Source organism: Lamprobacter modestohalophilus (genome assembly GCF_016583905.1).
Lineage (GTDB): Bacteria > Pseudomonadota > Gammaproteobacteria > Chromatiales > Chromatiaceae > Lamprobacter > Lamprobacter modestohalophilus.
On record NZ_NRRY01000050.1, the window covers coordinates 23,952 to 36,108 of the forward strand.

Annotated in this window: 15 protein-coding genes and 1 tRNA gene; 4 read left to right on the forward strand and 12 right to left on the reverse strand. The window is 62.2% G+C overall.

The genetic code is table 11. The features are described 5' to 3' along the window. Positions 1-21 precede the first annotated feature (21 nt). Positions 22-1,188 carry an OmpA family protein gene (locus tag CKO42_RS20925; RefSeq protein ID WP_200248347.1) on the forward strand — a complete coding sequence of 389 codons (1,167 nt, stop codon included), beginning with the start codon at positions 22-24 and terminating at the stop codon, positions 1,186-1,188. 199 nt (positions 1,189-1,387) lie between these two features. Here CKO42_RS20925 and CKO42_RS20930 read toward each other — a convergent pair whose 3' ends face one another. Continuing rightward, entirely contained in the window at positions 1,388-1,609 is a 222-nt protein-coding gene (locus CKO42_RS20930) for a putative motility protein (RefSeq protein ID WP_200248350.1), read from the reverse strand. 118 nt (positions 1,610-1,727) lie between these two features. Here CKO42_RS20930 and CKO42_RS20935 point away from each other — a divergent pair, with 118 nt between their 5' ends. Then, entirely contained in the window at positions 1,728-3,098 is a 1,371-nt protein-coding gene (locus tag CKO42_RS20935) for an SLC13 family permease (RefSeq protein WP_200248352.1), read from the forward strand. A 64-nt stretch (positions 3,099-3,162) separates the two neighbouring features. On the opposite strand, the gene CKO42_RS20940 is transcribed toward CKO42_RS20935, so the two are convergent. After that, positions 3,163-3,873 (reverse strand): hypothetical protein, encoded by a 711-nt coding sequence (locus CKO42_RS20940; protein ID WP_200248354.1) that lies wholly within the window; start codon positions 3,871-3,873, stop codon positions 3,163-3,165. Between the two features lie 406 nt (positions 3,874-4,279). Here CKO42_RS20940 and CKO42_RS20950 point away from each other — a divergent pair, with 406 nt between their 5' ends. Continuing rightward, positions 4,280-6,136 (forward strand): glycerophosphodiester phosphodiesterase family protein, encoded by a 1,857-nt coding sequence (locus CKO42_RS20950; protein ID WP_200248358.1) that lies wholly within the window; start codon positions 4,280-4,282, stop codon positions 6,134-6,136. Positions 6,137-6,367: 231 nt separating this feature from the next. Continuing rightward, a tRNA-Asn gene (locus tag CKO42_RS20955) sits at positions 6,368-6,443 on the forward strand. Between the two features lie 104 nt (positions 6,444-6,547). Here CKO42_RS20955 and CKO42_RS28755 read toward each other — a convergent pair. From CKO42_RS28755 to CKO42_RS21000, 10 genes are all read right to left on the reverse strand, one after another. Continuing rightward, positions 6,548-6,829, reverse strand: a complete 282-nt coding sequence (locus CKO42_RS28755) for a helix-turn-helix domain-containing protein (RefSeq protein WP_476737481.1) — start codon at positions 6,827-6,829, stop codon at positions 6,548-6,550. Positions 6,830-7,092: 263 nt separating this feature from the next. Further along, positions 7,093-7,287 (reverse strand): hypothetical protein, encoded by a 195-nt coding sequence (locus tag CKO42_RS20960; RefSeq protein ID WP_200248360.1) that lies wholly within the window; start codon positions 7,285-7,287, stop codon positions 7,093-7,095. Beyond that, positions 7,284-8,084 (reverse strand): hypothetical protein, encoded by an 801-nt coding sequence (locus CKO42_RS20965; RefSeq protein WP_200248362.1) that lies wholly within the window; start codon positions 8,082-8,084, stop codon positions 7,284-7,286. Before CKO42_RS20965 ends, CKO42_RS20960 begins: the two co-directional genes overlap by 4 nt. 2 nt (positions 8,085-8,086) lie before the next feature. Beyond that, a complete protein-coding gene (locus tag CKO42_RS20970; RefSeq protein ID WP_200248364.1) occupies positions 8,087-8,269 on the reverse strand; it encodes a hypothetical protein in 183 nt (60 codons plus the stop codon). Further along, on the reverse strand, positions 8,269-8,655 hold the full coding sequence (locus CKO42_RS20975; RefSeq protein ID WP_200248366.1) for a hypothetical protein: 387 nt from the start codon (positions 8,653-8,655) through the stop codon (positions 8,269-8,271). The genes CKO42_RS20970 and CKO42_RS20975 overlap by 1 nt, the downstream gene beginning before the upstream one ends. Beyond that, positions 8,655-8,840 carry a hypothetical protein gene (locus tag CKO42_RS20980; RefSeq protein ID WP_200248368.1) on the reverse strand — a complete coding sequence of 62 codons (186 nt, stop codon included), beginning with the start codon at positions 8,838-8,840 and terminating at the stop codon, positions 8,655-8,657. Before CKO42_RS20980 ends, CKO42_RS20975 begins: the two co-directional genes overlap by 1 nt. A gap of 46 nt (positions 8,841-8,886) precedes the next feature. Further along, positions 8,887-9,339 (reverse strand): DUF1441 family protein, encoded by a 453-nt coding sequence (locus CKO42_RS20985; protein WP_200248370.1) that lies wholly within the window; start codon positions 9,337-9,339, stop codon positions 8,887-8,889. Positions 9,340-9,772: 433 nt separating this feature from the next. Then, entirely contained in the window at positions 9,773-9,949 is a 177-nt protein-coding gene (locus tag CKO42_RS20990) for a hypothetical protein (protein WP_200248372.1), read from the reverse strand. Next, entirely contained in the window at positions 9,946-10,227 is a 282-nt protein-coding gene (locus tag CKO42_RS20995) for a hypothetical protein (RefSeq protein ID WP_200248374.1), read from the reverse strand. The genes CKO42_RS20990 and CKO42_RS20995 overlap by 4 nt, the downstream gene beginning before the upstream one ends. Positions 10,228-10,681: 454 nt before the next feature. After that, complete coding sequence (locus CKO42_RS21000) at positions 10,682-12,097, reverse strand: DUF927 domain-containing protein (protein ID WP_242479581.1); 1,416 nt, start codon at positions 12,095-12,097, stop codon at positions 10,682-10,684. Between the last annotated feature and the right edge of the window lie 60 nt (positions 12,098-12,157).

Here is a 12,157-nt window from a genome sequence, read left to right on the forward strand (position 1 = left end):
CATCGTCAGGCTAAAGGGGGAATGATGATCACTGCCCGCAACAACATCCGTCATTTGATCGCCACTACCATCGCAACCGCGACCATCGCGATCGCGAGCCTGGCCTTCCAGGCCAACAGCATCGCCTCATCGGAGGCTGAGGGGCTGTCCGCCGAAGAGCGCACCCGCTTAGAGCGGCAGCTCGACATCGCTCGTGAGGAGCGCGATGCGTTGGTCCTCGAGACCCAAGGCCAAATCGTCGAACTCACCGAGACGCTCGAGAACCAGCGCGCGATGCTAGCCAGGCAACGCGATGAGCTGGAAGCTGCCAAATCGCTCCAGGCAGACGCCGAGGCCCAAATCACCGGGCTCACCGAGGCCCTTGAAGCCGAGCGCGCGGCGCTAGCAGCGCTGCGCGAGGAGCTCGATGCGGCCAAGACCGATCTTGCCGAAGCCGAAGCCGAACCTAAAGCCGTGGCAGAAGCTGAAGCCGTGGCAGAGGCAGAGGCAGAGGCAGAGGCAGAGGCAGAGGCAGAAGCCGACGCAGAGGAGCGCAAGCAACTGGAGCGACAACTCAGTATCGCTCGGGAAGAGCGCGATGCGTTGGTGCTCCAGACCGAGACCCAAATCGCCGAGCTCACCGAGGCCCTTGAAGCCGAGCGCTCGGCTCTGACGGCGCTGCGCGATGAGTTGGCATCCACCAAGCCTGCCCTTGCCAAAGCCGAGGCCGAGGCCGAGGCCGAGGCCGATCAGCCGGTCAGCAACCTGGGCCTTTCACAAGAAGACGCCGACGAGATCGGTGGACAGCTCACCGAAACAGGCATTCTTGTTGAGTTTGAACCTGACGAGCTCTCGTTCGACAGTGCAAGCGCGGTGTTGCCGACAACGAACTTGCCGACTCTCGATCGCGTCGCACAATGGCTCGAGGACCGCCCAGAGATCAACGTCCGAATCGAAGGACATACCGATAGTCTCGGTAGCCCCGAGATCAACCAGCCGCTCTCTCAGCAACGCGCCGAGGCGGTGCGTCAGGCATTGATCGATCGCGACATAGCCGCGGAGCGCGTGGTGGCGCAGGGCGCCGGCTCCACCCAGCCCATCGCCGATAACGCAACGCCGGAGGGTCAGCGCCGGAATCGCCGCGTCGAGATTTACTTGATGACAGCGCAGCAGGACAAGGCCAGCGCCCCAAACGAGGTCAGTGACTGATCGGTCGAGACAAGCGGCGTATCAACAGCGGGGACCAGGGGCAACAGCGGTGACCAAGGGGACGATCAACGGCTGACCAATCACCTGGCCCCTGCTAAGGTCGATGTCACAGACCGGGCGGAGGCTCCTCGATCCGAGTGCGACGCCCTAGAAGGCGAACTCAAGGGATTAGGGATCGAGGATTCAGGCAGGATAGCGGTCAGGCGTAGGTATTAATTTGGGTGCCAAGGTGGCCCTCAGACGCGAGGTTAGAACCAGAATCTGTCCCAGAGCCTGTCATTGCGGACTCCATCAAAGCAGAGACCTGCTGCGCTTGATTATCGAGCGCATCCTTAAAGATCTGCATCTGAGCCTGCTGCGCGGTCTGCGCTTGGTTCATGTACAGCGATGCACTAACGGCATTGTTGACGGAAACATCCATGATGCGACCCCTTTTAAGTGAACGATACCAGTAACGCTAGCAGAAGACCCTGAAATACGCAAAAGTCGGCCATGCCCTAAGCTCAAGGATGTGAATTGGGTCTCAACACCCACTCATGATGCACACACTGAATCTCATCATCGGCCTCGCGCTCTACCTCGGCCTTGAATTCGGCGCCAGCCCGCTGCTCGGAGAGGTCGCCAGCGGGCTCGCGATCCTGGCCGCGATTGCCTGGCTCTGGCTCAGCGAGGCCCTGCATCTGAGCGTCACCGCGCTGCTGGTGCCCTTGCTCGCAACCACGAGTGGGATCATGCCGCTGGATCAGGCCCTGGCTGCCTTTGCCAATCCGGTGATCTTCCTGTTCCTCGGTGGCTTCGCGCTCGCCACCGGCTTGCGCGAGCAAGGCCTCGACCGCTGGCTGGCAACCTGGGTGGTGCAGCGCGCTGGCCCCGGGCTCGACCGCGCCGCGCGGGCGTTGTTCTGGCTCACGGCGCTGTTATCGATGTGGATCAGCAACACCGCGACCGCAGCGATGATGCTCCCGTTAGCGCTTGGCCTGCTTGCGACCTTGCCCGCTGCACCCAATACCAAGACTGATACCAAAACCGAGCGCAACACGCGCATCTATGTGCTGCTCGGAATCGCCTTCGCGGCCAACATCGGCGGCATCGGCACCCTGGTGGGCAGCCCGCCGAATGCGATCGCGGCCGCCAATACCGGCCTCGGTTTCGCCGCCTGGCTGATGATCGGCGTACCGCTGGTGATCCTGATGCTGCCGCTGATGGAGCTCGCCTTGCGCCTGAGCCTGCGGCCGCAGCTCACCGGCCAGGTCGAGCCGATCGGCGAGCCCCTGCGCTGGGGGCGAGCACAGTGGCTCATGCTGCTGGTGTTCGCGAGCACCGTGCTCGCCCGGGTGTTCGGCAGCCTGATTGCCGATTGGCTGCAGATCAGTACAGGCTATGATGCGGCGGTGGCGCTGCTTGCGCTGATTGCGCTGCATGCCTTCGGTCTAGCCCCCTGGCGCGCGATCGCCGAGCGCACGGACTGGGGCGTGCTCTTGCTGTTCGGCGGCGGACTGACGCTGAGCTTGGTCCTCGAGTCGAGCGGTGCCGGCGCCTGGCTGGCCAGCTTGCTCGCGGGGCCTTTCGGGTCGATGCCGATGGTGCTCAGTCTGATGCTGGTGGTGCTGTTCGCGATGGCGCTGACCGAGGTGGCCAGTAATACCGCCAGCGCGGCCTTGCTGATCCCGCTGTTCATTGGTCTGGCCCCGCAGATTGACAGCGTCGCGATGGCCATGCTCATCGCCCTGGGAACCTCTTGCGCCTTCCTGCTGCCGGTCGCAACCCCGCCAAATGCCATCATCTTTGGCAGCGGCCAAGTGCCCCAGCGCGCCATGCTGCGCAGCGGTCTCTGGGTCAGCGCGGCGATCCTGCCATTGCTGTTCGCGCTTGCGGCATTGCTGGCGTTGGGGCTGAGCGATGTTCTGTGATGACCGACATCTGGAAGCTGGGCACTGGCACCTTAACGCCGAAGGCATGGCTGGTCGCCCCTTCTTAGCGTCCCTGCAACCAACAGCGCAGCGAAAGGCGAGCCATCCAGCGCATGAATCGGCGATGCAGGGCACAGAGCCAACAGTTTGGCCGCCGCGATGATCGGCGCGAGCGCACCGCGGATGGCTGTTTCTGATGCAAGCTCGAAAGTGGTTCGCGAGCCAAAGCGCCTTGGCGAATCGGCACATCGGCCAGGGCCCAAGTCAAGCCAGGACGGCGGGATCTCGTTGAGCAATTTGCCTGCGCTGCGATCGGCTTCTGAACAGCCGCCTCGCGACGCTGATCCACTTCCTCTGCAGCCGAAGCTGAGCATAACGCCGAGGCTGAGCCCGATGCCAAATCTGGCTCGATCCTATCCACAACACCCTGCACTTTTGAGACGCGCCAGGCCAGGCTCAGGGGCTCGATCCGCCTCATCAGCTGTGCCATCAAGGCCGTATCCGAGCAGTGGTCCAGCGCATGATGGACGACTAGGCTGGCGCAGCGCGGATTCAGGCGAACCGCGCGGATCTGCGGATCGATCTCGAGCGCCGCGCTGAGACGATCGGCCAGCCCGGGCTCGCGCCGCAGCACTGGCAGCTGCAGTCGCGCCCGGCCGGCGCTGCGGTGACGCAGACGCAGCTGCCAATCGCTGCTGGCCAAGAGCGGCGGCAAAGTCACATGGCGGCGCATGCCACTCGCAAAGGGCAGATAGCTGAGGTCACGAGGATTCATGGGCTAGAGTTCGACGGCAAGCGTTACAACAGAGGCATTGGCCTCATTCCCACAAATAGTAATGCTTCTTATCTCTAAGATCAAGACAAATGCGAATCGTTCGCGTAAGACTCTTACGAACGCCGGCAGATCACCGATCTCATAGTGGGAATGAACCGAGAACGGCGTCCGGGGATCTCTAGGCTACACTATTGCCTCGAGCCGTTACCGCAGCGACCCTGCTGCCGCAGCCCAAGACTCATGCAGGTACACCAATCCACCTTCTCCATCACCACTCGCACACGTGGACCCATTGCGGTGACCCACCGCGTGGCCGAGGTCGTCGCTGACTCAGGGATTCAGACCGGACTCTGCCAAGTTTTTTATCAGCACACCAGCGCCCACCAATGAGCCACGGCCGACACCAATGAACGCATTCCGAGAGGTCGCCACCGCTTATCGCATCGCCTGGGGCTATCTGGCGCCCTTCACAGCGATCCATCTCGCACTGCGCCTGCTTGCCGCGGCGGTGATCGTACCGCTGCTCGGGCTGGTGCTCGCGGGCGTGCTCGCGACCTCCGGCGAGGCCGTGCTGACTGATCAGGACATCGCCGGTTTCCTGCTCACACCCGGCGGCTTCGCTGGGGCTCTCGTGGTGGTGAGTTTGCTCCTCATCGCCAGCGTGTTGGAGGTGGCCGTGATGACCAACACGCTGCGCCTGCATCAGCACAACGCCATGCGTGCCTTGATCGAGGGACTCTCACTCATCCTCGCCCGCTTTACCTCGCTGTTTCGCTTCGCGCTGCTGTTGGTTCTCCGCTTATTGCTGATCGCTGTACCGTTGCTGCTGCTCTCGGGGCTTGTCGCCTGGGCGGCTCTGGGCGAGTACGACATCAACTATTACCTCAGCACTCAACCGCCCGCGTTTCTCGCTGCTGCGGCCAGCATCGGTGCGCTGTTGCTGCTGTTGTCGATCGTGCTCGTCTGGCAACTATCAAGCTGGGCAGTAGCCTTGCATTTCCTGCTGTTCCGACAGGTTGCGCCGAGACGCTGCTTCGCCTTGAGTGCCGCCGAGCTGCAAGACGACCAACTTGAAGTGATTCGCCGTCTCCTCGCTTGGCTCCTGGTGCGGATTCTGCTCGCTGCATTGGTGGCGGCCATCGCCGGGATCTTGATTGGCCAATTGCAAGCTCTAGTGGGACCAGACTTGCGCTTGATCGTGCTCTACACCCTCGCGCTGATCCTCGTCTGGATGTTTGCCGATGCCGTGCTTGCAGCACTCGCGAACGGCGCACTCGCCGCCTTGCTCGATCGTCTCTATCGAGACGCAACCGGCCGTCAGCCGCTCGCCGTTCAGCAACTAGCAGCCGAAACCGGCAGCCGCCGGCTCGCCTGGGGTGCAATCCTGTTACCCGCAGCGTTGCTCGTCGTCGGTGCAATCTACGCTGGCGGAGAACTGCTAGAGGGCGTCAGCGGCGAGCGCCGTGTGGAGATCATCGCCCACCGCGGCGCGGCGAGCGCACGGCCAGAAAATACCCTGTCTGCTGTGGTAAAAGCGCTCGAGGATCGCGCCGACTGGGTCGAGATCGATGTCCAAGAAACCGCCGATGGTGAGGTGGTCGTCGCCCACGATAGCGATTTCATGAAGCTTGCCGGCGTCGATCTCAAGGTCTGGAACGCAACCATGGCCGACCTCGCCGAGATCGACATCGGCAGCTGGTTCGATCCCGCTTATTCCGCCGAGCGGACACCAACCCTGCGCGAGGTGTTACTGACCGCAAAAGGGCGCGGCAAGGTGCTCATCGAGCTGAAGTATTACGGACATGACATCGCGCTCGAGAAGCGCGTGGCGCAGATCGTCGACGAGACCGGCATGACCGACGCCGTCGCCGCCATGTCGCTCAAGCGCCCTGGGGTGGAAAAGATGCAGCAGCTTCGCCCGGACTGGCCTCAGGGCGTCTTGGCGGCGACCGCCATCGGGGATCTCTCGGCGCTCGAGGTTGATTTCCTCGCGCTCAACACCGGCCAGATCTCGCTGCGATTGATTCGACGCGCGCATGCGCAAGGTAAAAAGGTCTATGCCTGGACCGTCGATGACCCGGTCACCATGACGCGCTTAATCTCAATTGGCGTCGACGGATTGATCACCAACAAGCCAGCCCTCGCTCGAACCGTGATGGAGACCCGCAACCAGCTCAGCGCACCGGAACGGTTATTGCTTTGGCTCAGCGACCAGTTCCGACTCGATCGTTTCCAGCTCAGCGCCGATCTGCCCGATGCCTAAGGCGGCAAGTGCCTTGACAGAAATCGCCTACATGATTTTGACCCGATGTATGTTCATCGCCATGACACCCGCGTTCGTGCCGACCTTGCCGAGGTCGGTGTAAGCGACGGCGAGATCCAGCAAGCGGTCGGCCGTCGTCACCCCTGACACAGCCGAAGAGCGCAGCCGACTGATCCAAGTCACCTCTTGACTCGCGGGACAAAGCGAGATAGAGTAAGCGGCTGAGTCAATTCCCCGATAGCTCAGTTGGTAGAGCAACTGACTGTTAATCAGTGGGTCGCAAGTTCGAGTCTTGCTCGGGGAGCCAATAGAAACAAGCGCTTACGGGAAACCGGAGCGCTTTTTCTTTGCCCATCTTGTGGATTAGGTAACGCCATAGGTAACAGGCGTTGAGATAGACAAGGATGATGATCACTGCGGGCCGCGCTCAGACAGCCAGCGGGACCGCCTTCTGACAATCGAGGTGCGATGCTTGCCCACGGCCTTTGCGATCTGAGCAGGATGCTGCCCTTGCTCGAGGCGTTGGATGATCTCTGCATCGGCGGCCGGGTCGGCCGATCTGATAAAGGCTTGACCAGCCCAGCGAGCGCGAACGGGTTTTAGAGCTCTGCAAACCAGGGCCGCATCAGCGCCGGCTTGGATCATTGCCAGGGCGGCATCGTGCAGCGGATCGCGGGCCTCGGATGCTGGCATGGGTGCATGGTGCCCTCGGGGGTGAAGGTGCCGGCAGCGGGACCGTGCCGGCGGACGGCAACAGGCGAAGCGCTCAACAAAAGACGATGGACAGCGCTTCGCTCCCCTTACTGCCTTTCAACGCGAGGCAGCGGCGCAAAAAAAAAGGTGCTGGCTTGCGGGAACCGGCCAGCGCGGCACATCGCCAAGCGCTCGATCTGGAGAAGCCCGTGCGCTTGCCTCCCTATCGCGCGCGATCAGCAAAAAATCGCGCTGCGGATTCTTCAGGCTGTCGCAGCCGACACCGAGCGCCGAACGCGCGCCACGGCTTCGAGGATCGCAATCAGCTCGGCCTGTGATCGTGCTCGGGTGCGGTGCAGGTCCACCTCGGGTGCGGTGATCGTTACGCCGTACCGGGTGAATGGCTGCCCAGCGGGAACGGCCAGCCGTGAGGCGTTGGGCCGGATTGCGAGGATCATGCGGCGGCAGCGGCCTCTGCTTCTTCGAGACTGATACCAGCGTCGAAGCCCGGAACCGGATCGAGATCACCAGCCGGAAACGTGATCTTCGATTTTCTTGCAGCGGATTCGGAAAGCCAGCCGGGCTGCGTGTTGCGTTGCAGTTCAGCGGATGCGCTGGGCAGGCGCGTGAAAACCTCCCGCTCGCCGTTGCTGTTGACGCGCGTGTCACCTTCGCGCGGTAATCGCGCGGCTTGGGTATGCCAGGCTGTTAAATCTTCGCCAAGTCGCACTAGGACTTCTTCAAGCTCTGCGATCTCATCAGCCAGCGCAGTGCGCTCGGTGGTCAGCTGATCCAGCTTCGTGCGCCGATCTTCGAGGCTAGGACCAGGCGCAACGGCTGGCAGCTGGACCGATGCCATGATGCGCTCAGCTAGGGCCGCAGGATCGCCAAGCAAGCCCAGCAAGGTCTCAATGTCGCTGGTATCCACGCGACTGATCGAGAAAGGCGCCATGTCGCTCCAGCCGTCTTGCGTCAATCCGTCGAGGATCGCGCCGGCAGCTCGCCGGACATAGCCCAGCTGTTGCGCGATCCCTTCGGATTCGAGGATGCGCTTTTGCCGAGCTTCGAGCGCATGGGTCAATGCGGCTTGAAGATCGGCATCGGTCAGTGGTTGCTTGCGCAGCTGCTTGATGCTGTCGTCAATCTCGGCGCGGCGCTTGAGGGCCGCGCTGTAGCTGCGGCGCAGATCGGGCAGGGTCTTGCGCAGTTCGCTGTAGGCTTTCGCGGCTTTCGCTGTCGCGGATTGTGCGGCCATGGTCAGGGTCTCCGGGCTGAGACTTGGGTGTAAAGGGTGCGCTCGATCGCGCGCGCCAGGCGTTGCTCGGTGGGCTCGCCAGACTCGATCGGCGGCGGTGGTGATCTCCAGGCGATGCGCTTGCGGATGCGTTGCCGAGCTTGCGGTGGCGACTGGATCAGCCGGCCTTGGTGGTCGAGGATCATCATGCGGCGCGGCCTGAGACTTGCCGGCGGATACGGTTCTCAACCTCGGTGGGATCATCATCATCGTCGTCAGATCGGCGCGGCCGGATCATCGGATCGTTGGGCTCGAGCTGCTTCAAGCGCTGATCGAGGCGCTCAATCTGTACGGCCATGTCCACGACGATTTTCTCTAGGTCAACAATGCGTTGATGGTCGTCTGGCTCGGGTAGGACTTCGGACTCGGCGCGGGTGCGGAGTGGCATGGTGGGTTCCTGTTGGTTGGTGGTGCGCTCGCGGCGAATCTGCTCGGCCTTGTCGCTGATGCGTTGCATCTGTTGCTTGTAGAGATTGCCGGCGACGCGCTCTGTGTCGGTGGCCTGATTCGGCTGATTGATGATTAGGGGCATTAGGCGGCTCCATCGCGGCGGCGCGGTTGCAGGCGCTCGAGGCGCGCAAGCTCTCGCTCGATCGCTTCGGTCGATAGCGCGGTCAGTGGTACGCCAAGCTCTGCGGCGGCGATCTTCAGGCGCCTGTGCAGCTCCACGTTGACGGGGATATTCGCTCGAGCGCGGGTTTCAGGCTGAGTGTTCATATAACGCTATACTATTACACTTTTTCACAATGCGAAAAGGATTTTTTCAGGATGCGGGATGCGCGTTTGCGCGTTGCAGCCGGGATGCAAGGTCGTTGCGCAAGCCGTCGACGGCGCGATAGCAAGCGGTGACGGCTTCAGGTGACAGCCCAACATCGCGCTCTAGGCGGTCTGGCAGGCTCTCGAGCGTTGTCGCCACAACCTTGAAGGCGCCGGCCATGTGGCGCTCGTAATCTTCGATCGGGACCAGCTCCTTGCGCTTTTCAGCGAGGCGTATCTCCACCTCGTCTGCGCGCAGTTGGTCGAGGCGCGCTTTCTCCTGCTGAGGATCGAGGGGACCATTCGGCGCGCGGTTGGCTGCTGTCTCTCTGAGCAGGCGGATGTATTGAACACGCTGAGCGTCGAGGTCTGCGGTCTTGTCGATCTGCCCAGCGGCGTATCGCTCGCGTAAGGCGCGGACGCTGAGGTCCAGGTGGCGTGCGATGTCGGCTTGTTTCATTGGCTGATGACTGCCCTATGTTGGTGCAATAAATGGTCGAGAACCGCGCTCGCCTAAAATACCCCCGGATGGTTGCCCTACAGGACCCAAGTGCTTGATTTACAAGACTTTTCGTGTCCCCGTGGCAATCTGGCTGAGCCCCGACGGTTCGCGCTCGGTGTTCCGGTAATAGTCTGAGTCTATGACTTGTTTCAGGTTCATAGGCTATGCCGCCAGCGGCGATATGATGATGACCTAGGGAAACTCTGCGGCTAGCGAAATCACGCGGTGCGAAATACCCGCTCGCAAAGGGGCCAGCCGGGACCCGCGCTCTCTCACTCAGCCCTCCGAACGAACCGGCTGCACTCCCGCGGCCGGTTGCTGCCGACGAAGCGCTTGAGCGCTCGACACCAGGCCCTGCCCTTCAGTCGAGCGCAGTCGCGGCAGCGGACTCTCACGCGGCCAGCCGCCAAGCAAGCGGCGAGCGCTCGGGCTCTCGAACCTGCCAGCGCACCGGCTCCCTCCCATCCCGCTCTCTGCGCTGATGTGCCAGTCGATCGAGGGCCGCGCCCACTGCGTTGATGCGTGCTTGCATGTTGGCTTGGTGTAGTCGTTGCTGTTGCTGGGTCATGCTGCATTGCGCTCCGTTAGTGATGGATCGGATTCGTCGGGCGTCCCGCCATGCGCGCGGTTGCCCTTGTGCGCGCGGCCGGTAATGCGCGGATCGTTGGCGATGACGCGGATGCCCGCCAGGCGATAGAGCTCAAAGCGCTCGCGCTCGGGGATGCCGTGCTTGAGGCGAATCGCGCGTTGACCGCCGTCGAGATCAGCAAGCTCGAGAACGTAGTGAGCAAGCCCGGCATCGGCTAGGGCGGCGCGGATCTCTGCGGCCGATGGGTGCCTGCTCATCCAATGCGCGCATGTGCGCCGGTAGGTATGCCCGGCCACCTTGCGAGCAACAGGACACCAGCCATGTCGGCCTCGGTAGTGCCGGCAATCTGTGCAGCGGACGTTCCTCATGCCGACACCTCCGAGACTGATCGCAGCCGATCTGTGAGGTGGAAGCGTGCGGCGTCGGTGGCGTCGGCCTCGGAGTGGCTGGCGGGGGTGAGCATGTCGAAGCTGCGCTCACCATCGCCATGGTGGACGCTGACCCGCCAGCGCTTGAACGGCGGAGTCTTGGCCTCGGATTGCTCTCGAGCTGCTGTTTTTTCGGGTCTACCCGGTCTACCCGGTCTACCCGGTCTACTGCGCTAATTTTCAAAAGGAATAACGGTAGACTCTACCGATCTACCAGGGTCTACCGGGTCTACCTTTTGACGGTCTACCGTCTCGAGCGCGCGGCCGATGATGTCTAGAGCGTTCATTCTTCGCCCCCATCATCAGGAAGCTGCACGGCATAGACGGCGGTATTGCGCCCGTCGATCTTCTTCTGCACCAGATGTCTACCTGTTGCGCTTGGGTTCAGCCATCCAGCCTTGTGCAGCGCGGCCAATGCCCTGCTGAGATCATGCCCCGCGATCGCTTCACGAAGTCCACTGCTGAGGAATAGGTAGGTCTGCCCACCAGTCGGCTCGGCCTCGGTGTATCCAGCGCGATCTCGGACCAGGTGCCTGCTGTCGCCGTTGCGCTCCGAGAAGCGGCTATCGCCATGCTTTTCGATGAAGCTGCGAACCGCATCGAGAATCTGGCGATCCTCGGTTGATCCTTTGCCACGCTGATCTCGCCAAAGCTGAAAGGCGTCGATTGCTGAGCGCGTTGCTCGCCCTGCTGACCATCCGGTGATGCCGGCAGCGCTCGCCAGTTCACCGGCCGCAGCGATCAGTGCAATCTGATGCGCAACACGCCCCTCTTGCCCACTGCCCGGCTCCATGCGCGTCACAATCGCGTCGATTGCGGCGCCGATCCCTAGATCGTCTTGGTCGATCAGCCAGCGAACAAATGCAGGACCAGCTAGACCGTGGTGCTGCTTGGTCGCCGTCTTGATGGCATCTGCAAAGGCGCGCCCATCCTCGGCTCCATGTAGATCATCAAAGACTCCATGTTGGTGTTGCCCAACGGGCAGGTTGATGAGGCGAACATCCTGACCCGCGTGATAGCGCGCGCCCTCGGATTGCATGTAAGCCTCAATGGTGCGCTCGCCACTGGACAGGACCACTGTCCGCCATGATGCGCGGCGTCGTGATCCGCCTTTGACGTTGGCCCTAGCCTTTCCTTGGCCATTGGCGAGCTGATAGATGATTGCGCCGATCTCGCGCCCCGGGGCTTGGCCGATCTCATCGAGTGCGAGTAGCGAATCATTGGATTCAGCCGCGGCGGCTTCGAGTCCGTTTGCGGTCGCTCTCCATGTTCTGAGTAGCGCGCGCCCTCCCCAGACCGAAACAGCAGCTTGTACCGCAGTCGTCTTGCCTGCCGAGCTGTCGCCATAGATATGCAGACCCGCGTGCTCAATGTGCGCAAGGTCCAGTAATGGACCAGCAAAGGCGGCGCTGATTGCCAGCGTGAGGATGTCGTTACCGGCTGCACGCTCCGACACATCACGACGCCAGTCATCAAGGCTTCCGCGTTGCTCGAAATCAGGTGGTGATGCGCTCTCAGACTGAAACCGGATGTCACCATCACCGATGACACCATCGGGCAGGACAAACGATCCGTCATGCCATCCGAGCGAAAGCGCAGCCAGGACGCGGCGCTTGGATGCCCTGTGCGTAATGGAATGGTCCGCCCCGCTCCTCCAACACACCCCGAGCGGGCACAATAAGCGATGATGAGAACCCATCGTCAACCAAGGTAGCGGAGCAGACCAATGACAGAGACTCACAAAGACCGGGCCATCACG

What these genes read in the sequence shown, in the direction of transcription:
- CKO42_RS20980 (WP_200248368.1), bottom strand. Translation starts at nt 8,840, where the DNA reads ATGAACACTCAGCCTGAAACCCGCGCTCGAGCGAATATCCCCGTCAAC.
- CKO42_RS21000 (WP_242479581.1), bottom strand. Translation starts at nt 12,097, where the DNA reads ATGGGTTCTCATCATCGCTTATTGTGCCCGCTCGGGGTGTGTTGGAGG.
- CKO42_RS28755 (WP_476737481.1), bottom strand. Translation starts at nt 6,829, where the DNA reads ATGCCAGCATCCGAGGCCCGCGATCCGCTGCACGATGCCGCCCTGGCA.
- CKO42_RS20935 (WP_200248352.1), top strand. Translation starts at nt 1,728, where the DNA reads ATGCACACACTGAATCTCATCATCGGCCTCGCGCTCTACCTCGGCCTT.
- CKO42_RS20950 (WP_200248358.1), top strand. Translation starts at nt 4,280, where the DNA reads ATGAACGCATTCCGAGAGGTCGCCACCGCTTATCGCATCGCCTGGGGC.
- CKO42_RS20965 (WP_200248362.1), bottom strand. Translation starts at nt 8,084, where the DNA reads ATGGCCGCACAATCCGCGACAGCGAAAGCCGCGAAAGCCTACAGCGAA.
- CKO42_RS20960 (WP_200248360.1), bottom strand. Translation starts at nt 7,287, where the DNA reads ATGATCCTCGCAATCCGGCCCAACGCCTCACGGCTGGCCGTTCCCGCT.
- CKO42_RS20940 (WP_200248354.1), bottom strand. Translation starts at nt 3,873, where the DNA reads ATGAATCCTCGTGACCTCAGCTATCTGCCCTTTGCGAGTGGCATGCGC.
- CKO42_RS20975 (WP_200248366.1), bottom strand. Translation starts at nt 8,655, where the DNA reads ATGCCCCTAATCATCAATCAGCCGAATCAGGCCACCGACACAGAGCGC.
- CKO42_RS20985 (WP_200248370.1), bottom strand. Translation starts at nt 9,339, where the DNA reads ATGAAACAAGCCGACATCGCACGCCACCTGGACCTCAGCGTCCGCGCC.
- CKO42_RS20930 (WP_200248350.1), bottom strand. Translation starts at nt 1,609, where the DNA reads ATGGATGTTTCCGTCAACAATGCCGTTAGTGCATCGCTGTACATGAAC.
- CKO42_RS20925 (WP_200248347.1), top strand. Translation starts at nt 22, where the DNA reads ATGATGATCACTGCCCGCAACAACATCCGTCATTTGATCGCCACTACC.
- CKO42_RS20990 (WP_200248372.1), bottom strand. Translation starts at nt 9,949, where the DNA reads ATGACCCAGCAACAGCAACGACTACACCAAGCCAACATGCAAGCACGC.
- CKO42_RS20995 (WP_200248374.1), bottom strand. Translation starts at nt 10,227, where the DNA reads ATGAGCAGGCACCCATCGGCCGCAGAGATCCGCGCCGCCCTAGCCGAT.
- CKO42_RS20970 (WP_200248364.1), bottom strand. Translation starts at nt 8,269, where the DNA reads ATGATCCTCGACCACCAAGGCCGGCTGATCCAGTCGCCACCGCAAGCT.